The sequence below is a fragment of the Neogemmobacter tilapiae genome, from assembly GCF_014652215.1.
In the GTDB taxonomy this organism is placed as follows: Bacteria; Pseudomonadota; Alphaproteobacteria; order Rhodobacterales; family Rhodobacteraceae; genus Neogemmobacter; species Neogemmobacter tilapiae.
The window spans coordinates 166,351-183,826 of the sequence record NZ_BMYJ01000001.1; the positions used below are offsets into that span (position 1 = coordinate 166,351).

At 60.0% G+C, this 17,476-nt stretch carries 19 protein-coding genes; 9 read left to right on the top strand and 10 right to left on the bottom strand.

The genetic code is table 11. The features are described 5' to 3' along the window. Window positions 1-40: 40 nt before the first annotated feature. The 3 genes from IE095_RS00895 to IE095_RS00905 are packed head-to-tail and all read right to left on the bottom strand — an operon-like array spanning window position 41 to window position 2,778. Window positions 41-985: an alpha/beta fold hydrolase gene (locus tag IE095_RS00895; RefSeq protein WP_189409546.1), complete on the bottom strand. Its 945-nt coding sequence runs from the start codon at window positions 983-985 to the stop codon at window positions 41-43. After that, complete coding sequence (gene metA, locus IE095_RS00900) at window positions 960-1,874, bottom strand: homoserine O-acetyltransferase MetA (protein ID WP_189409547.1); 915 nt, start codon at window positions 1,872-1,874, stop codon at window positions 960-962. Before metA ends, IE095_RS00895 begins: the two co-directional genes overlap by 26 nt. Before the next feature lie 31 nt (window positions 1,875-1,905). Next, window positions 1,906-2,778, bottom strand: a complete 873-nt coding sequence (locus IE095_RS00905; RefSeq protein WP_189409548.1) for an ATPase — start codon at window positions 2,776-2,778, stop codon at window positions 1,906-1,908. 152 nt (window positions 2,779-2,930) lie between these two features. On the opposite strand from IE095_RS00905, the gene IE095_RS00910 reads away from it, so the two are divergent. Next, window positions 2,931-3,263, top strand: a complete 333-nt coding sequence (locus tag IE095_RS00910; protein ID WP_229804384.1) for a hypothetical protein — start codon at window positions 2,931-2,933, stop codon at window positions 3,261-3,263. Window positions 3,264-3,272: 9 nt separating this feature from the next. Continuing rightward, window positions 3,273-3,605: a hypothetical protein gene (locus tag IE095_RS00915; protein ID WP_189409551.1), complete on the top strand. Its 333-nt coding sequence runs from the start codon at window positions 3,273-3,275 to the stop codon at window positions 3,603-3,605. Here the strand turns inward: IE095_RS00915 and IE095_RS00920 are convergent. Both IE095_RS00920 and IE095_RS00925 read right to left on the bottom strand, forming a co-directional pair. Then, window positions 3,597-4,511, bottom strand: coding sequence for a DMT family transporter (locus IE095_RS00920; RefSeq protein WP_229804386.1), 915 nt, complete (start codon window positions 4,509-4,511; stop codon window positions 3,597-3,599). The two genes, IE095_RS00915 and IE095_RS00920, sit on opposite strands and share 9 nt — an antisense overlap. Before the next feature lie 58 nt (window positions 4,512-4,569). Further along, window positions 4,570-5,448: a DMT family transporter gene (locus IE095_RS00925; RefSeq protein ID WP_189409553.1), complete on the bottom strand. Its 879-nt coding sequence runs from the start codon at window positions 5,446-5,448 to the stop codon at window positions 4,570-4,572. Between the two features lie 71 nt (window positions 5,449-5,519). Here IE095_RS00925 and IE095_RS00930 point away from each other — a divergent pair, with 71 nt between their 5' ends. Continuing rightward, entirely contained in the window at window positions 5,520-6,671 is a 1,152-nt protein-coding gene (locus IE095_RS00930) for a low temperature requirement protein A (RefSeq protein WP_229804388.1), read from the top strand. A gap of 7 nt (window positions 6,672-6,678) precedes the next feature. Here IE095_RS00930 and IE095_RS00935 read toward each other — a convergent pair whose 3' ends face one another. Together IE095_RS00935 and guaA are read right to left on the bottom strand one after the other, a co-directional pair. Continuing rightward, window positions 6,679-6,957 carry a putative quinol monooxygenase gene (locus IE095_RS00935; protein ID WP_189409557.1) on the bottom strand — a complete coding sequence of 93 codons (279 nt, stop codon included), beginning with the start codon at window positions 6,955-6,957 and terminating at the stop codon, window positions 6,679-6,681. Next, entirely contained in the window at window positions 6,954-8,510 is a 1,557-nt protein-coding gene (guaA, locus tag IE095_RS00940) for a glutamine-hydrolyzing GMP synthase (protein WP_189409558.1), read from the bottom strand. The genes IE095_RS00935 and guaA overlap by 4 nt, the downstream gene beginning before the upstream one ends. A 487-nt stretch (window positions 8,511-8,997) precedes the next feature. On the opposite strand from guaA, the gene IE095_RS00945 reads away from it, so the two are divergent. Beyond that, window positions 8,998-9,399 (top strand): PBECR3 domain-containing polyvalent protein, encoded by a 402-nt coding sequence (locus IE095_RS00945; RefSeq protein ID WP_229804389.1) that lies wholly within the window; start codon window positions 8,998-9,000, stop codon window positions 9,397-9,399. Between the two features lie 354 nt (window positions 9,400-9,753). Beyond that, window positions 9,754-11,295, top strand: a complete 1,542-nt coding sequence (locus tag IE095_RS00950) for a trimethylamine methyltransferase family protein (protein ID WP_189409561.1) — start codon at window positions 9,754-9,756, stop codon at window positions 11,293-11,295. Here IE095_RS00950 and IE095_RS00955 read toward each other — a convergent pair. Next, window positions 11,288-11,584 (bottom strand): DUF6477 family protein, encoded by a 297-nt coding sequence (locus tag IE095_RS00955; RefSeq protein WP_189409562.1) that lies wholly within the window; start codon window positions 11,582-11,584, stop codon window positions 11,288-11,290. The two genes, IE095_RS00950 and IE095_RS00955, sit on opposite strands and share 8 nt — an antisense overlap. 257 nt (window positions 11,585-11,841) lie before the next feature. Here IE095_RS00955 and IE095_RS00960 point away from each other — a divergent pair, with 257 nt between their 5' ends. Together IE095_RS00960 and IE095_RS18515 are read left to right on the top strand one after the other, a co-directional pair. Beyond that, a complete protein-coding gene (locus IE095_RS00960; RefSeq protein WP_229804390.1) occupies window positions 11,842-12,786 on the top strand; it encodes a DUF6456 domain-containing protein in 945 nt (314 codons plus the stop codon). Between the two features lie 145 nt (window positions 12,787-12,931). Further along, on the top strand, window positions 12,932-13,435 hold the full coding sequence (locus IE095_RS18515) for a calcium-binding protein (RefSeq protein ID WP_189409564.1): 504 nt from the start codon (window positions 12,932-12,934) through the stop codon (window positions 13,433-13,435). A gap of 6 nt (window positions 13,436-13,441) precedes the next feature. Here IE095_RS18515 and IE095_RS00970 read toward each other — a convergent pair whose 3' ends face one another. Next, window positions 13,442-14,134: a YiiX/YebB-like N1pC/P60 family cysteine hydrolase gene (locus IE095_RS00970; protein ID WP_189409565.1), complete on the bottom strand. Its 693-nt coding sequence runs from the start codon at window positions 14,132-14,134 to the stop codon at window positions 13,442-13,444. 94 nt (window positions 14,135-14,228) lie between these two features. Between IE095_RS00970 and lipA the strand changes: the two genes are divergently transcribed. Then, window positions 14,229-15,185, top strand: coding sequence for a lipoyl synthase (gene lipA, locus IE095_RS00975; protein ID WP_189409566.1), 957 nt, complete (start codon window positions 14,229-14,231; stop codon window positions 15,183-15,185). A 126-nt stretch (window positions 15,186-15,311) separates the two neighbouring features. Then, the gene (locus IE095_RS00980; RefSeq protein WP_189409567.1) at window positions 15,312-16,373 is read left to right on the top strand and encodes a calcium-binding protein; all 1,062 of its coding nucleotides are present in this window, start codon (window positions 15,312-15,314) and stop codon (window positions 16,371-16,373) included. On the opposite strand, the gene IE095_RS00985 is transcribed toward IE095_RS00980, so the two are convergent. Next, window positions 16,374-17,456, bottom strand: a complete 1,083-nt coding sequence (locus IE095_RS00985) for a 2'-deoxycytidine 5'-triphosphate deaminase (protein ID WP_189409569.1) — start codon at window positions 17,454-17,456, stop codon at window positions 16,374-16,376. It abuts the gene before it with no gap. Between the last annotated feature and the right edge of the window lie 20 nt (window positions 17,457-17,476).

Below are 17,476 nucleotides of genomic sequence, written 5' to 3' on the forward strand. Positions count from 1 at the left end.
AGCCTTTGTGCCAGTATGGCGATTGTTCGCGCGGGCGCAATCACTTGACCAAGCGGTCGATGGCGGCAATCACTTCGGCCTGCCGGGTGTGATGCGCCATATGGCCCGCGCCTTCCAGCAGGGTCAGGCGCGATTGCGGCAGCAGGCGGTGCAGGGGTTCGGAATGAACGCTGGCAAAGGTGACCTGGTCGGCGGTGCCATGCAGAATTTCGACGGGCAGGGTCAGGCGGGGATAATCGGGCAACATTTCAAAGATATGCGATTTCAGACGACCGACTTGCCGCGCGTTCACGCGGATCGAATTGCGGCGCAGGATGAGGGGCAGGCCGATGTAATCGGCATAGCCTTGGGGGGCGGATTCCGGGGCGGCGACGCTTTCAACCGCTTGGCGGGCATAGCCATAGGGCGGAAAGGCGGCGATCAGGGGGACGGCGGTCACGCCGCCCAGCCCGGTTTGGGCGACCTCGTAAAAGGCACCCAAGGCGCGGCCTTCCCAAGGCATCATCGCGCCGGATACCAGAACCAGACCCGCAGCGCTGTCCTGCAAGGCCCAAGCAAGGGCGACAGATGCCCCATAGCTTTGCGCCATAAGCAGCGGATTTTGCAGGCCCAATTGCCGTGCCGCCTTGATCAGATGCGCCGCTTGACCCTGCGGCGAAAGGGCCGCCTCGCCGATGTCTTCTGACCAGCCCAGACCGGGGCGATCAAAGACGGTCACGCGATAGCGGTCGGCCAGTTTCCCCACCATATCAAAGGTATAGTCGCGGGTGTTCGCACTGGCACCATGGATCAGCACGAGGTCTGGCCCCGTGCCTTCCTGATGCGCATGAACCGTGAAACCATCGACCCTGATCAAGCTGCCTGTCGGCGGAAAGGCGGCCTCGGCCGCCTGTTCCATGGCGCTGGCGCGTCTGTCCACCCAAAAGCCACCGCCAAGGGCGGCAGCGGCAAGGCCGAAACTAAGCACCGATCTGCGTGATGTCATAGGGCGTCGACTGGTAAATCTCGTTGATCCAGTTGCCATATAGAAGATGCGCGTGACTTCTCCACCGGTTCAGGGGCGGCATCGCGGGATTGTCATCGGGATAATAGTTCTGCGGCACGTTGATCGGCGTGCCATTGGCGATGTCCCGATCATATTCCTGCTTCAGCGTGTCGCTGTCATATTCCAGATGGTTGATCAAATACAAAGCCCGATGGTCCGGGTCGTTGACCAGACAGGGGCCGGACTGGTCGGATGTGACCAAGGTGGTCAGCCCCGCCTTGTCGATGTCTTCTTGCCGCATTTCCGTCCAGCGGCTGACCGGCATCACGAAATCATCCGAAAAACCCCGCAAAAGCGGGCTGGTCGGGGCCAGATTGCGGTGGCGGAAACAGCCAAAGGCCTTGTGGTCCAGCAGATGCTTGCGCACGCCGTGGAAATGCCAGGCCAAGGCCATACCGCCCCAGCAGATGCCAAAGGTCGATTGCACATTGGTCTGCGTCCAGTCCATCACCTGACGCAACTCGTCCCAATAGGTGACGTCCTCAAACGGCAAGTGTTCAATGGGCGCGCCGGTGATGATCAGACCATCGAATTTCTCGTCGCGCACCTCTTGGAAGGGGCGATAAAATTCGGCCATATGTTCGGCAGCGGTGTTTTTCGTCTGATGTTCCGACATGCGGATCAGATGCAGGTCGATCTGAAGGGGCGTTGCACCGATCAGCCGGGCAAACTGATTTTCCGTCTGAATCTTTTTGGGCATCAGATTCAGCAAAGCAATCTTCAAAGGCCGAATGTCCTGCCGTGCCGCCCTTTCCGGCGACATGACCATCACGCCCTCGTTCCGCAGAACGTCAAAGGCGGGAAGGTTTTCGGGCAGGGTGATGGGCATTGTCAGACCTTTTCTGGTTGGAAGATCGTATCTAAACGCGCGCTGCGCGCTGATCAAGCGCCGCGGCAATCATCGCGTTAAAGGCCGCAATGTCGCGCACCTGTGCCACCTGTTCGGCGGTGACGGTCAGGCCCCAATTGTCGGCCATCGCCTGATACAGAGGCTGACGGTGGGCCAAAGCCTTGGCATAGGTCCAGCGCATGAAATCATCGGGGTCCACCTGCGTTTCGGCCACGCCCTTTTCGGCCAGATAGGCTTGCCACTGGGCCAGCAGAAAATCAGGGCGGTAATACATGGGTTTCGGGGCGCGCACGAAACGGCGGATCAATTCATCGGTATGGGCGTCGGAACCTTTGATCCAGACCATCAGCAGATTGTCGGACAGGGCCTTCAAAACCGGATCATCGGGGTTCGCCGGATCGACCACCTCGCAGATCGACCCGCCGGAATCGCAAACGAAATTCTGATAGCCATACAGATCCTGCGAACGCGCGACGAAAGGCACGGTGTCCAAAAGTGAGGCGACTTCAGCCTGATGGTGCTGATCCTGACGGCGCTGATATTCGGCAAAGGGCAAACCACCCTTGGCCGGATCGCCGGGCTTGCCCAGATAGGTGGACAGGGGCGCGAGATTGTCGAAAGTGATGTTCGACGCGATATAGACGCTGTCCGTCATCAGCAATTCCCGCAGCAGCGGAACCTTCATCGCCTCGCGCTTGAAATTGTCGGCGATCAGCTCGCCCATGTAACGCGTGCCAATGCGGTAATCGACCGAGTAATGAAACCAGCCGCCCGCACCGCGCAGCAGGTTTGACAGATGGGTCTTGCCAAGCCCCGACATGCCAAACAGCAGCACGCGCTTTTGCTGGGCCTCTGCCCATTCCCGACCCGATTGATAGATCATCCGCCGCCCCATTCCTGCCTGGCCCCGTGATAGTCCATAGTCTGCACGGTGGAAAGGCTTGGCCCCATCGCATTTTTCTTGCTTTCCCATGGGGTAGGGCGCAACCTTTGCTTGTTTTAAGCACCTTTTCATTGGAGAGAGCCATGCCCGTCATGGGAATTACCACACAGCCCTATACGATGCGAAATCCCGGCGACTATGCCAGCATCATCACCAACAGGCTGGATTTTCCGCCGCATCTGATTCACGCCAATGTCAGCATTTCCAGCATCATGGCCTATGACGACGATGTCCGCGCCTTGGCCTGCATCAGCCGCGTCCGCTATCTGGACGTTGGGGGCAATGTGCAGACGGTCGTGCTGCCCGCCTTTTGGGACATCAACGCGCAGCTGAATTTCGTGCAGGACCGCTGCATCAGCATCGAATGGGTCAATGTCATCAGCAAGGGTCAGGCCACGGTGACGCTGACCGTTTTTCACTATTAGGAGGGCGCTATGTCCATTTCTTCCATCCAGAACAGCGGTTCCTATGCCATCCGCGAAACCCGCGTTGTGCTGCATTACCACCCGAAAAGCGGGCAGATCCTGCATATGTACACCGCAACTGTCTTTGAAGGGGTTGAGGGGCTGAGCGATGAGGCTTTGCTGGAACAAGCCGTTGATCATGCAAAATCGGCCGGTGTGAAATCCTTGGGCAAACGACCCTATCTGATTGCCAAGGATCCGGGTTTTCTGATGCACCCCTGTCAGGTCGATGTGAAGACCTTGGAAATCCAGCGGGTTGAGGGGGCGGGCTTTCACGTCAAGGGTCTGAAAAGCCTATCCTGATCGCCCAAAGCGCCGTGCCAAGCGCCCGTCAATCAGGATCAGCCCCAAGGTGATCACCGCAAACCCTGCCCAGGCGCGTAGGGGCAGGGTCTCGCCATAGGCCACGGCCCCCATCGCCGCCGCGACCGGCCCGACCAACAGCGTGACCAGCCCCAGATTGCCCGCGCCCGCCAAAGCCAGAACCTTGTAGAACAGCACATAGGCAAAGGCCGAAGACACCAGCGCCAGATAGGCCAAAGCGCCCCAAGCCGGCAGCCCGTAATCCATCGTGGGCCAACCATCGGCCCAAAGTGCCAAGGGGATCATCACCAGCGCCGCCCCGGCCAAGGTGCCCGCCGCCTGCACCACAGGCGACATGCCTTTCAGGAACAGCCGGGCATAGCAGCCCGAAATCGCATAGAACAAGGCCGCGCCCAGCATGGCCAACTGCCCCAAAGCGGTCAGATCAAACTGGTGCAGCACGGCGGGGCCGATGACGATGATCACCCCGACGAAGCCCGTCAGCACGCCCAAGGCTTTGCCCTTGGTCAGCCGCTCATCCGCAAAGATCAACGCCGCCAGCAGCACCGTTATCAAGGCGGTCGCCGCGTTCAGGATGGCCGCCAGCCCGGTTGGAATATGTTGCTGGCCCCAAACGATCAGCGAGAAAGGAATGACATTGTTAAAAACCCCCATCCCGATCAAGGCCAGCCATTGGTCGAACCGGGGCAGGGGCCGCAGACCCCGGATCAGCACGAACAGCCAAAGCGCCAAAGCCGCCCCGCCGACGCGAAAGGCGACGGTGGTAAAGACCGGAACATCATCCAGCGCGATCCGGTTCGACAGATAGGAACCGCCCCAGATCACCGCCAAAAGCAGCAAAAGGCTCCAGGCCAAAAGGTTCATGCTTTGTTGGGCGGGTTTCATGACACGACCTTAGCCCGGCAAATGGCCCGGCATAAGCGCGATCTTGTGATGGGCACAATCACGCCCGCTGAACGCTGGCCCGTAGGTTCAGCCAGTTCGCCGAAAGGATCATCGCCCCGCCGATCACCAAGGGCCAGGTCAGCGGCTCGTTGTAAAAGGCAATCCCCGCCAAAGTCACCAAAGGCAGGCGCAGAAAATCAATCGGCATGATCTGCGCCGCCGGGGCCATCCGCAGCGCCGTTGTCAGGCACATATGCGCCAGCACGCCGCAAAGCCCGATCACCAACAGCCAAGGCGCGCTTGTCGCATCCGGCAGAACCCACTGCCCATCCCGCAAAGCCATCACCAGACCAAAGCCCGTCTGCATCAGGGTCAGCCAGAACATGATCGTCAGAACCGTTTCTTCCCGCGTCAGCATCTTGGTCATCAGCAGCGTCGAAGCAAAGCCCACCGCCGCCCCCAAGGCCGCCAGAACCCCCGGTTCGATATGCCCAAAGTCGGGCTGAGCCACGACCAGAATTCCCGCAAAGCCCACGCCCGCCGCCAAGGCCCGCAAGGCGGACAGCTTTTCACCAAACAGCAAAGGCGCCAGCAACATCACCCAAAGCGGTGAGGTGAATTCAATCGCAAAGACCTGCGCCATCGGGATCAGCGTCAGGGCCCAAAGCCACAGGTTCTGCCCGGTGAAATGGAACAGATTGCGCACCAGATGCTGGCCCGGATGCCGCGTCTTTGCCTCGGCCAGCCGCTTTGTGCTGATCATGAAACCCAGAACCAGCACAAAGCCGATCAAAGACCGCCAGAACATGATTTCAAAGGTGTCATGCGCCCGCGACGCCTCACGGCTGGCAATCGCCATCGTGGTAAAGGCCAGAACCGAGCCGAACATGAACAGGCCGGCGACAAGAGGGCGATTTGCGGGACGATTGCTTTGCATCGCGGTTTCATGCGGGGGCTTGGCGGGAATGTCCAGCCATCCTAACCTGATGAAAATGGGGAATGGTGAAGATGAAGACAAAAGCACTGCGATCCGAAGAAAACCACCGCGTTGGTTTTGCCGAGCTGTTCTACGATCTCGTCTTTGTCTTTGCCATCACGCAGGTCAGCCATGCTTTGCTGTATCACTATGATCTGAAAGGCGCCTTGCAGACGGGCATTCTGTTTCTGGCGATTTGGTGGGTCTGGATCTACACCACTTGGGTTTTGAATAGGCTGGACCCTGACCATCTGCCGGTGCGGGTTATGCTGTTTGGCCTGATGACGCTGGGCCTGTTCATGTCGATGGCCATTCCCCATGCCTTTGACAGCCGCGGTCTGGCCTTTGCGCTGGCCTTTGCCACGATGCAGGTTGGGCGCTGTCTGTTCATGCTGTGGCTGACGCGCGGCGATGCCCTCTTGCAATCAACCTTCGTCAAGATCGGCCTTTGGCTGGCTTTTTCGGGCGTCTTCTGGATTGCTGGGGGATTGGCCCAGCCGGAACTGCGGATGGGCTTTTGGACCCTTGCATTGATCATCGAATATCTGGGGCCGGTCACCGGCTTTTGGGTGCCGGGTCTGGGGCGGGATGTCTCCACCAATTGGGCGGTGAAGGGCGGTCATATCGCCGAACGCTGCGGCTTGTTCGTGATCATCTGCCTTGGGGAAACCCTGCTGGTGTCGGGGGCCACCTTTGCCAGGCTGGAATGGGACGCGCCCGGAATGCTGGCCTTTCTGGGCGCGGTGGCCGGAACGATTGGCATGTGGTGGGTCTATTTCCACATCGGTTTTCACCGCGGCGCGCATCAGATTGAAACCTCGGACGATCCGGGCCGTTTGGCGCGGCTGGCCTTTACCTACGCCCATATTCCCATCGTGGCGGGCGTGATCGTTTCTGCGGTCGGTTCCGAACGGGCCATCGCCCACCCCTTGCATCACGGCACCTATGATGAGGGGTTGTCTCTGGTCGGCGGTGTGGTCCTGTTCCTGCTGGGCAACGGCTGGTTCAAGCGTATTTCCGGCGGCTGGTTTCCGCTGTCGCATTGGGTGGGACTGGGGGCTTCATTGGCCCTTTTCGCGGTGGGGCCATGGCTCAATCTGCTGACCCTGAACCTTTGTGCGGCGGCCATTCTGGCGCTGGTCGCCCTTTGGGAACATCGGTCCTTGGGTGGACAGGGGCATTAGGGGGACGTCAGTCCCCCACCTCCTCCAACCGGAAGTTCCGCAGGATGCCTTTGGTGGCCTGAAACCATTGGCCGTCCCGCGTGCGCGCCTGATGGGCGTCAAAGGCGGGGCGGTCGGTGAAACTTTCCATCACCTCGAACACCAGTGGATCGTCGGTGTCGTCAATGTCAAACGACAGGCAACCGGCTTCAGCCCGCGTCAGGCGAATATGCTCCGCCCGATGGGTGCGCACCGCTTGCGCCTCGGCGTCGGACATGCAGACAAGTTGGCCACGAAGACGGATCATTCGAGTTCAATCGTTCCGGGCGGTTTGCTGGTGCAGTCATAGAAGACGCGGTTCACGCCTTTGACCTCATTGATGATCCGCGTGGCGGTTTCGCCAAGGAAGCCGTGGGTGAAGGGATAGTAATCCGCCGTCATCCCATCGACCGATGTGACGGCCCGCAGGGCCAAGGCGTAATCATAGGTCCGCCCGTCGCCCATCACGCCCACGGTTTTCATCGGCAAGATCGCGGCAAAGGCCTGCCAGATCTCATCGTAAAGGCCATGTTTACGGATTTGATCGATATAGACCGCATCGGCACGGCGCAGGATGTCCAGCTTTTCGGTGGTGATCTCACCGGGGCAGCGGATGGCAAGGCCGGGGCCGGGGAAGGGGTGGCGTCCGATGAACGACGCGGGCAGGCCCAGCTCGCGGCCTAGGGCGCGAACCTCGTCCTTGAACAGCTCGCGCAGCGGTTCGACCAGTTTCATGCCCATTTTCTCGGGGAGCCCGCCGACATTGTGGTGCGACTTGATGGTGACCGAAGGCCCGCCGCTGAAAGAGACGCTTTCGATGACGTCGGGGTAAAGCGTGCCCTGGGCCAGGAATTTCGCCCCGCCGATGGATTTCGCGTGCTTTTCAAACACCTGGATGAACAGCCGGCCAATGGTCTTGCGTTTCACTTCGGGGTCGGAAACGCCCTCGAGCGCGCCCAGGAACAGGGCGCTTTCGTCGGCGTGGATCAGGGGGATGTTGTAGGTGTCGCGGAACATCGACACGACCTGTTCCGCCTCGCCCAGCCGAAGCAGGCCGTGATCGACGAAAACGCAGGTCAGTTGGTCACCGATGGCTTCGTGGATCAGAACCGCGGCAACGGAGGAATCGACGCCGCCCGACAGCCCGCAGACGACCTTTTCGCTGCCCACTTGGGCGCGGATCTTGGCAATGGCTTCCTCGCGATAGGCACCCATTGTCCAATCGCCGGTGAATCCGGCCAGACGGACGAAGTTTTCGTACAGCTTCGCACCCTTGGGGGTGTGGTGGACCTCGGGGTGGAACTGGACGGCGTAGAAATGCCGGGCCGGGTCGGCGGTGATGGCAAAGGGGGCGTTGGGCGAGGTTCCGTAGACCTGGAAACCCGGGGCGATTTTGGAAACGTGGTCGCCGTGGCTCATCCAGACTTGTTCGTCGCCTGCTGCGAACCAACCGTCGAGCAGGGGGAGTTTGTCTGGGGTCGGGGTCACGAAAGCGCGGCCGAATTCGGCGGTGCCGTGGCCGCCTTCGACATGGCCGCCGAGGCAGTGCATCATCACTTGCTGGCCGTAGCAGATGCCGAGGATGGGCACGCCCAGATCGAAGACCCCTTTGGGCGGCATCGGGGCACCGGTCGTATAAACCGAGGCGGGGCCGCCGGAGAAGATCACCGCCTTGGGCTGGAAGGCCGCAAGGAAGGCGTCATCCACTTTGTTGAAGGGATGGATTTCACAATAGACGTTCAGTTCCCGCAGGCGGCGGGCGATCAACTGGGTGACCTGAGAACCGAAGTCGATGACGAGGAGGCGATCATGTTGGGTCATGGGTTCGCGTAGCCAAAATTGGGGTGGGAAGCAAGGGGGAGGGTGGCCCGTGATGCGGGCGGGGTCGAGGGGGTTTTCACGCGTGAAATGGGTTTTAAGAGATTGATGTTAAATATATATCGTGAAAATTGAATGTAAAAATTTGCAGAAGCGGTGGAGCTTTCAGGCCAAACTGCCCCCCTCTTACCGAGAGGTTGGGCGCGGCTGATGTAACCGGGTGACAGTGCTTAGGAGTTGGCGAACCACCGCTGCAAACGGCGTGGGTATGAATATATCTGGCATCGTTCAATCGGAGGGTCCAATGCGGCAGGTGTTCGGGGCGGGTTTGATGGTTCTGGCCATGGGGCAAGCGGCTTTGGCGACCACGATTTCAGTCGTGCTCAATCGCCTGAGATGATAGAATTTCGACAGCGGCAGAGAAACACGCGCTATTGAGCGCTGTCGCTTTTTGGCCACAGTCAATGCGTCGTTCTGGTGAAAGGCTGTGATGGTCAGAAAGTTCAAATTTATTGATCTCTATCCTGGCGCAGCCCCAGTTGAAGCTATTTATGCGACGCTTGGTATCGAGATGGATGCGGGGAACGTGAAATGTTCTGCTCCTGCGTTGAGCCATGCTGCGAAGCGCCATCCTGATGATGTTTCAGTCATCCTACCCCATCTTTCGGATATCATCAGCCATCCTTTGTATATGGGGGATGATTTTCGAAACCCCGGGAAGATTGAGTTGGTGGGCAAAATCGCTGGACGCACTGGCGCCGCGTTGGTCGCTGTCACGGTTGTCTTGAACGCCAACGATGGCCACTATCATGTTTGCTCTATGTATCTGATAACGCAATCAGAACTCGACAAAAAGCGTGATAAGGGCATATTGAAGGTTACAAGGATCTGAAGCGGTCGTCCAAGACGAACCCTTGACTTTCGGCCCTCAAATGTGTAACTCATTTACCTATAGCAAAGCGTAAGGTGAGAACGCCCGCCTCACACACCATGTCATGTGGTAAAGTAGGCCTAGCCGAAGAGATACAGGATCTTGGGGGTTGCTCCAAGATGAAAACTGGGACCCTGTTGCGCTTTGATAAAGGCCCTGCTTTTGCAGGGCTTTTATTTTTCTGTCGCTTGCTCAACTCCCCGCCTCATGTCGCCCCTGAACCCCTGATGTCGCTTTTCACCCTCAAGCGCCGCAAACATCGGGCGGGGTTAAGGCCAAAAGCGGCATACAGGGGCAAAACGTCAGGAGAACACCATGAACGAAGTGGCAGGGCGCAGGGCGCGCGGGGGCGGCGGGGCGGCGCGGCGGGCGGAGCGCACGGCGGTTTCCATCGAAACGGCGCGTTTCATTGAACGCAACATCCCGAATTTTGAAATTCTGAACGACGAAGCCCTGTCGATCATCGAATGGAACGCGGAAACCGTTCTGGAAGAGATCGGCGTCAACTTTGTCGAAAACCCGGCAGCGCTGGACCTTTGGCGCGCAGCGGGGGCGGATGTTCAGGGCGAAAGGGTCCGCATTCCCCGTGGTCTGGCGCGCAAGCTGTGCTCCACCGCGCCCAGCCGTTTCACGCAACATGCCCGCAACCCGGCGCGCAATGTCGATATCGGCGGGCGCAATCTGGTGCTGGCCCCGGTCTATGGCCCGCCCTTTGTGCGCGATCTGGAGGGCGGGCGGCGCTATGCGACGATCGAGGATTTCCGCAACTTCGTAAAGCTCGGCTATATGTCGAAATGGCTGCACCATTCCGGCGGCACGGTCTGCGAGCCGACCGATGTGGCGGTGAACAAGCGGCATCTGGATATGCTGCACGCGCATATGGTGCTGTCGGACAAGCCCTATATGGGGTCGGTGACTGCCCCGGAACGTGCCGCTGATTCGGTGGAAATGTCGAAGATCCTGTTCGGGTCGGATTTCGTCGATCAGAACACGGTGATGACCAGCCTGATCAACATCAACAGCCCCCTCACCTTTGACGGCATCATGATGGGCGCGTTGGAGGTTTATGCGCGGGCGAATCAGGCAGCGATCATTTCGCCCTTTATCGTCGGTGGCGCGATGGCGCCGGTGACGGTGGCGGGGACGCTGACGCAGGTTCTGGCCGAAGTTCTGGCGGGGGTGGCTTATTCGCAACTGATCCGCGCCGGTGCGCCGGTGATCTTTGGGGCCTTTGTGACCAGCATCGATATGAACTCGGGTGCGCCGACCTTTGGGACGCCCGAGGCGGCGCATATCACCTATGGCGCGGGCCAGTTGGCGCGGCGTTTGGGGCTGCCTTACCGTTCGGGCGGGGCCTTCTGTGGGTCGAAACTGCCGGATGCGCAGGCGGCCTATGAAACGGCGAACAGCCTGAACATGGCGCTTTTGTCGGGCGTGAACTTCATGCTGCATTCCTGCGGCTGGCTGGAGGGGGGGCTCGTCTCGTCCTATGAGAAGTTCGTGATGGATGCGGACCAACTGGGCACGCTGCATCATCTGGCGCAGGGCATTCATATGGATGCCAATGGTCAGGGGATGGATGCGATCCGCGAAGTGGGGCCTGGCGGGCATTATCTGGGCTGTGAACACACGCAGGCGAACTTTAAGTCGGCCTTCTGGCGGTCGGACCTGCTGGACTATAAACCCTATGAAACATGGGAAGAAGAAGGCGCGCGGGACACGCAGGCCCTGGCGAGCCTGCGCGTGAAAAAGCAGTTGGCGGACTATCAGCAGCCGGCGCTGGACGAAGGCATTGCCGAGGCGCTGACCGACTATGTGGCGCGCAAAAAGGCGGCCGAGCCGGACGCGTTTATTTAAGACTGTTTGCGGGGCGCGGCAAAAGTCGCGCCTCGCTGATCAGGGCGATCAGCACCTCGATATGCCGACTGATCGAATAGGACAGGTCGCCCGACTGGCGCGACTGTTCCAAGATTTCCTCCTCGGACAGCAGGCGTGGCACAAGCTTTTCGGGGCTGGTGTTGGCTTGGCCGGGAAGCAGGCGGCGCAGGTCGCGGTCGCGGCGATAGTCGGGCAGACCAAAGCGGGCGGCGCGCATCAAAAGGCCGGGGCGGCGCAGGGTTTCCAGGATTTTGTGAAGGTCGGTCATGGCATTCCTCGCTGTTAGACGGCGGGGATCATTCCATCTTGCAACCCAGCGTTGCGTGTCCTGTGGATATCAGCGCACGGTGAATTTCCGCGGCATTTAGGAATTCTCAACAATTATCCGAAAATGCAGTGGAAATCTTAACCAATGGGTAACCCATGTCACAGACGGTTGCAGCAAATCCTGTGGATAAACAGGGCTATTCAGGCAGGCCGGGGCTGAAGTCAGAGATGCAGACATATCGAGGAGAGGGGCATGGGATGCCAAATTGGCTGCCTAATGCGGCGCGGCTGTATCTGGACCATACGGAACAGGGGTTAAGTCTGCGGGCTTTGGCGCGGCGGGAAGGGTGCCATGCATCGACGGTGATTCGGCAGGTGCGGCGGTATGAAAGCCGGAGGGATGATCCCTTGGTGGATGAGGCATTGGGACTGTTGGGGCGTCATGTGGGTCTGAGCAACGGGCGGGGGACAGGAAAGATGGACAGGTTCGAACCACCGCGGGATGAGGCGGTGCTGCGGCAAGAGGCGGGGCGGGTGTTGCGGCATCTGCTGGTGGAAGGCACATTCCTAGCGATTTCGGCGGATATGGAAAAGGCGGCGGTGATCCGGCAGCGGGCGGGGGAAAAGCCGGAACGTTTGGCGCGGGTGGAGCGGGCGACAGCGCAGGCCTTTGCGTTGAAGGAATGGATTGTTTGCGAAAAGCCGGGGCGGGTGGCGACCTATGTTCTGACACCGACAGGACGGTCGCTGGTGCGGCGTTTTGCGCGGGCGTTGGGCTTTGATTGCGGCGAGGATGAGGGGCCTCGGCGGCGGGACAAGGACGGGAAACCCTTTCTGGAGGCGGGTCTGGTGCAGTTGGCCGAACGGCTGCACGAGGACTTTGAATTGGCGCAGATGGGTGGGGCGGGGCCTTTGGCGGAGTGGGAGGCTTGGGTGAACGGGGCGGCTGTGCCTCATGCGGGTTCGCAGGGGGGGCTGGCATCCAGAGCGCGGGAAAGGGTTGCGGCGGCGCTGCGTGTTCTGGGGCCGGGACTGGGGGATGTGGTGTTGCATTGCTGTTGCCGTCTGGAGGGTTTGGAGGCGGCGGAACAGCGCTTGGGCTGGGCGGCGCGTTCGGGCAAGATCGTGCTGCGGATCGCATTGCAGCATCTGCGGCGCTATGATGAGACCTTGGCGGATCGGAATGGGCAGTGGATCGGATAATTGCCGTGGCAAGGGCATGAGGTCCGGCAAATGATGGCGCGATGCCCGAGTTTTTGTGGTATTGTCGGGCTGCCGACAACAGGCGGCGATTTTTCAGAACGCATTCGGGCGACCTGTCGGTCGCCATTTCAGGAAAGGACAGATCATGGTGGTCAGGATTGGTGATGGGGCGGGCAATGGGCTGCTTGGCACGGCGGTGTCCGACCGGTTGGTTGGCAATGGGGGAAATGACACGCTGACCGGGCTTGGCGGCAACGACACCTTGCTGGGGGGCACCGGCAATGACCGGTTGTTCGGCGGTGGTGGCAACGACATCCTGAAAGGCGGGGCAGGCAACGACACGATCAACGGCGGTGGCGATGGCGGGTCCTTCCCGAACATTGACCAGCTGTTCGGCGGGGCTGGTGCCGACCGGTTTATCTTTGGCCTCGGTGGCGGGCGTGACGACATCATGGATTTTCAGGACAATGTCGACACGATCTATATCTCGAAAACCTATTTCGCCACCAAGGCGGAACTGATGCAGAATGTCAGCAGTTCCGGCGGTGACTGCGCCATCGACCTGAGCGGCAATGGCGACGACAGCCCGCGGATCGTCATCTACAACATCGACAAGTCGCAACTGGCGAACGACATCGTGCTGTTCTAGCCGACCCTAGGGCGCGAAATTGCTGAAGACCGGCACCATGCGCGGATCATCGGCAATCGCCTGTGGGGTGATCAGCTTTTCGTCACGGATCAGGGCGAGACATTCCGCTGCATTGCCCGCCCGGCCATCCGCACAAAGCGGGTGGCCTTTCCAGCGCCGCTCGATAACCGCCCTTGCGGCAAAATTGTCGAGGTTCAGATCGCCCAGCCTTTGCGATTGGCCAAGGGTAAGGCCGATCCCATCCCGAAAGGCGATCTGCACCAGTTCGCTGCAATAAAGCGTGTCTTCCGACGAATAAAAGTAGGGATCATAACCCTTGCCGAAATGCGCGCGCGCCGCCGTCACCACCGACTGCGCCTGAACTTCGGTCATCTTCTCCATCCGGTAAACCGCCACGCGTCGCGCTTTGCCCTTGGATATCCAATCCTCTAACGGCGTTTCGCGGACTGGGCCCACGGCTTCCAACACCACCGGCTGACCGGCATCGTTCAGATCGACGATGCCCACATGGCTGTAGAGGCTGGCACTCGCCAGCATGATCGCCAGTGACTGGCCCGACCCGGAAATCTGGAAAATCACATCGCCGCGCTTCAGATCGCGCAGATCTTCGGCGGTGACATTCGTCGCCCAAAGAAAGCCGAAGCCCAATCCGCCAAGCGCCAGAAGCGCCACAAGAAAATTCCGCAGAAACCGCCGCATGATGCAAACCTTTTGCATGGAAGCCATGCAATGCCTTGTCTTGACCGGGGACGCAACAAATGTTCAAGGTGCCTAGGATCAAAGGGACAAAGCCATGACGCCACGCGACCTTTCCTTGCCCGACCAGCGCCACCCCGAAAAGGCGCATCGGGCGGACAACGAACAGCCGAAAAAGCCGTCCTGGATTCGCGTCAAAGCCCCCAATTCCGAAGGCTACAAACAGACCCGCGACATTCTGAAATCGCAAAAACTGGTGACGGTTTGCGAAGAGGCAGGTTGCCCGAATGTGGGCGAATGCTGGTCGCAGGGCCATGCGACGATGATGATCATGGGCGAGATTTGCACCCGTGGTTGCACCTTTTGCAATGTGGCGACGGGCAAGCCGCAGACGCTGGACGCGTTTGAACCGGGGCGCGTGGCGCATGCGGTGCAGCAGTTGTCGCTGAACCATGTGGTGATCACCTCGGTCGATCGGGACGATCTGGCCGATGGTGGGGCGGAACACTTCGCGCAGACGATCCGCGCGGTGCGGCATCGCAGTCCGAACACGACGATTGAGATTCTGACGCCGGATTTCCTGAAATGCACGCCCGACGCCCTGGAAAAGGTGGTTGAGGCGCGGCCGGATGTGTTCAACCACAATCTGGAAACCGTGCCGGGCCTGTATCTGGAGGTGCGCCCCGGTGCGCGCTATTTCCATTCGCTGCGGCTGTTGCAGCGGGTGAAAGAACTGGACCCCGGCATGTTCACCAAATCGGGGATCATGGTGGGTTTGGGGGAAGACCGGGCCGGGGTTTTGCAGGTGATGGATGACATGCGCGCGGCGGATGTCGATTTCCTGACCATCGGGCAATACCTGCAACCCACGCCGAAACACCATCGGGTGGACCGTTTCGTGACGCCCGAGGAGTTCAAGGCCTATGAGACGGCGGCCTATGGCAAGGGTTTTCTGATGGTTTCGGCGACGCCGCTGACGCGGTCCAGCTATCACGCGGGCGATGATTTCGCGCAATTGCGGGCGGCGCGCTTGGCCAAGCTGGGGCGGGGCTAGGTCAGGGCGGGGTTAAGTCAGGGCGGGGTTAGGTCAAGACGGCGCTGACACAAAACAGGCTTTGGCAGGTTGATGGAACGGGCGTAGGCTGCGCCCATTCATTCAACCCATTTCTGGAGCCTTGCCATGGCCGTGTTCCGTTTCGCCCTGCCGCAACCGACGGGCATTACCTCTTTTTCCAATCTTGCGATTGATCTGTTTTCCTTTGCGCCGACGCAGGTTTCATCGACCTTTTTGCGGGAAAGGCAGGACGCGGACAATTTCCTGATCCTGAAGGGGACGGGACTTGTCTGGCAGACGGGTATGCCGATTGCCCCGGTGGCGGGTGAATTCACCGGGCTGCATTACCGGGTCGATGGCACCGACAGACTGGTGATCACTGGATTGAAGGGGATTGATGCCGAATTGGCGTTTTCGGCGCTGACCTCTTTTGGGGCGGCGGCTTTTCTGGGCTATCTGACCATCGGCAACGATCAGTTCTTTGGCACGGTTCAGCCCGATTTTCTGTCGGGCGGGGGCGGCCATGATCGGGTTCTTGGCAAGGGGGCCAATGACACTTTGACCGGCGACAGCGGTCAGGACCAGCTTTTTGGTGGGGCGGATCATGACTATTTCTATGGCGGGGATGGTCGGGATAGTCTGTTTGGGGGCAGTGGCAGCGACACCATCTATGGCGGAAATGGCGCGGATCGGCTGTTTGGCGGTGGGGCCGATGGGCCGTCGCCCTATAACTATCTGTATGGCGAAAACGGAAATGACTTTATTGCGGGGGGCAGTGAGGTTCTGGACTATATGTTTGGTGGCGATGGCAATGACACGCTGCTGGGGGCGCGGCGGTTTGACACGCTGGACGGGGGAACTGGGGCGGACGCGTTTCAATTCGACAGTGTCGCGACTTTGGCCGACAATCCTTTTGTCGCGGATTTCGGTGATGGGAGAGACCGGATCCTGCTGGACAATGATTTCTTTACGGCTTTGGGGGCGGCGGGGGGATTGTCGGGGGCGGCTTTTCGTCTGGGGGCGAATGCACAGGATGCCAGCGACCGGATCCTTTATGATCCGACGAACGGGCGGTTGTGGTATGACCGGGACGGGCAGGGTGGGGCGGTGAAGAAGTTGATCACCATCATCTTTGGCGAAAGCAGCTATGGCGATGTTGGCCGGGCGGATATTCACATCATCGACTGATCATTGCGCCTTGAAATGCTTGGCGAGTTTGAGGCCTTGGCCCTGATAGTTTGAGGCGATGCCGGTGCCGTAAAGCGTCGCGGGGCGTTGCTGCATGCGTTCATAGACAAGGCGACCGACGATCTGGCCATGTTCCAGCACAAAGGGGGCCTCGTGGCAGCGGACCTCGAGCACGCCGCGGGAGCCTTTGCCGCCTGCGGCGGAATGGCCGAAACCGGGGTCAAAGAAACCGGCGTAATGGACGCGGAATTCGCCGACCATGGCCAGATAGGGGGCCATTTCAGCGGCATAGTCGGGGGGGATGGTGACGGATTCGCGGCTGACGAGGATGTAGAAAGCGCCGGGATCAAGGATCAACTGACCATCGCGGGTGTGGAGTTCTTCCCAATAGTCGGCGGGGGCATAGTGGTTGAGTTTGTCGAGGTCGATGACGCCGGTATGGGGTTTGGCGCGGTAGCCGACAAGATCGCCTTCGGTCGGGTGCAGATCGACGGAAAAGCCTAAGCCTTCGGCGATGACGGCGGTTCCGTCCACTAAGGGCTCGTTTTGGTGGAGCGTTGTGAGGTCGGCGTCGGTGAGGACGGCTTGGCCCGCGCGAAAGCGGATCTGGTTGAGGCGCATTCCGGGGCGGACGAGGACGGAAAAGCTGCGGGGGCAGACCTCGGCATATAGGGGGCCGTGATAGGCTTCGGGAATGCGGTCGAATTCGGTGCCTTGGTCGGTGATGGTGCGGGTCAGCAGGTCCAGCCGTCCGGTCGAGGATTTGGCATTGGCGACGGCGGTGATGCCTTGGGGCAGGGCGAGGGATTCCATCAGGGGGATGACGTAGACGCAGCCCTTTTCCAGCACGGCGCCATCGGACAGGTCCATGCGGTGCATTTCGAATTCTTGCAGGCGTTCGGTGACGCTGCGGCCCTTGCCTGCAAGAAAGGAGGCGCGGACGCGGTAGGCGACATGGCCCAGCCGCAGATCAAGGCTGGCGGGTTGGACCTGGGCGGGCAGGATGGCGGGATCGGCGGTGATCGCGCCGTGGGCGATCAGGTCGCGGATGCCTTGGTCGGCCAGAACGCCGGATGCTGTCATGCCTGTTCCCCCAAGGCCCG

Coding starts and splice junctions, on each gene's coding strand:
- IE095_RS00895 (WP_189409546.1), bottom strand. CDS start 985: ATGACATCACGCAGATCGGTGCTTAGTTTCGGCCTTGCCGCTGCCGCC.
- metA (WP_189409547.1), bottom strand. CDS start 1,874: ATGCCCATCACCCTGCCCGAAAACCTTCCCGCCTTTGACGTTCTGCGG.
- IE095_RS00905 (WP_189409548.1), bottom strand. CDS start 2,778: ATGATCTATCAATCGGGTCGGGAATGGGCAGAGGCCCAGCAAAAGCGC.
- IE095_RS00910 (WP_229804384.1), top strand. CDS start 2,931: ATGGGAATTACCACACAGCCCTATACGATGCGAAATCCCGGCGACTAT.
- IE095_RS00915 (WP_189409551.1), top strand. CDS start 3,273: ATGTCCATTTCTTCCATCCAGAACAGCGGTTCCTATGCCATCCGCGAA.
- IE095_RS00920 (WP_229804386.1), bottom strand. CDS start 4,511: ATGAAACCCGCCCAACAAAGCATGAACCTTTTGGCCTGGAGCCTTTTG.
- IE095_RS00925 (WP_189409553.1), bottom strand. CDS start 5,448: ATGCAAAGCAATCGTCCCGCAAATCGCCCTCTTGTCGCCGGCCTGTTC.
- IE095_RS00930 (WP_229804388.1), top strand. CDS start 5,520: ATGAAGACAAAAGCACTGCGATCCGAAGAAAACCACCGCGTTGGTTTT.
- IE095_RS00935 (WP_189409557.1), bottom strand. CDS start 6,957: ATGATCCGTCTTCGTGGCCAACTTGTCTGCATGTCCGACGCCGAGGCG.
- guaA (WP_189409558.1), bottom strand. CDS start 8,510: ATGACCCAACATGATCGCCTCCTCGTCATCGACTTCGGTTCTCAGGTC.
- IE095_RS00945 (WP_229804389.1), top strand. CDS start 8,998: ATGGTCAGAAAGTTCAAATTTATTGATCTCTATCCTGGCGCAGCCCCA.
- IE095_RS00950 (WP_189409561.1), top strand. CDS start 9,754: ATGAACGAAGTGGCAGGGCGCAGGGCGCGCGGGGGCGGCGGGGCGGCG.
- IE095_RS00955 (WP_189409562.1), bottom strand. CDS start 11,584: ATGACCGACCTTCACAAAATCCTGGAAACCCTGCGCCGCCCCGGCCTT.
- IE095_RS00960 (WP_229804390.1), top strand. CDS start 11,842: ATGCCAAATTGGCTGCCTAATGCGGCGCGGCTGTATCTGGACCATACG.
- IE095_RS18515 (WP_189409564.1), top strand. CDS start 12,932: ATGGTGGTCAGGATTGGTGATGGGGCGGGCAATGGGCTGCTTGGCACG.
- IE095_RS00970 (WP_189409565.1), bottom strand. CDS start 14,134: ATGCGGCGGTTTCTGCGGAATTTTCTTGTGGCGCTTCTGGCGCTTGGC.
- lipA (WP_189409566.1), top strand. CDS start 14,229: ATGACGCCACGCGACCTTTCCTTGCCCGACCAGCGCCACCCCGAAAAG.
- IE095_RS00980 (WP_189409567.1), top strand. CDS start 15,312: ATGGCCGTGTTCCGTTTCGCCCTGCCGCAACCGACGGGCATTACCTCT.
- IE095_RS00985 (WP_189409569.1), bottom strand. CDS start 17,456: ATGACAGCATCCGGCGTTCTGGCCGACCAAGGCATCCGCGACCTGATC.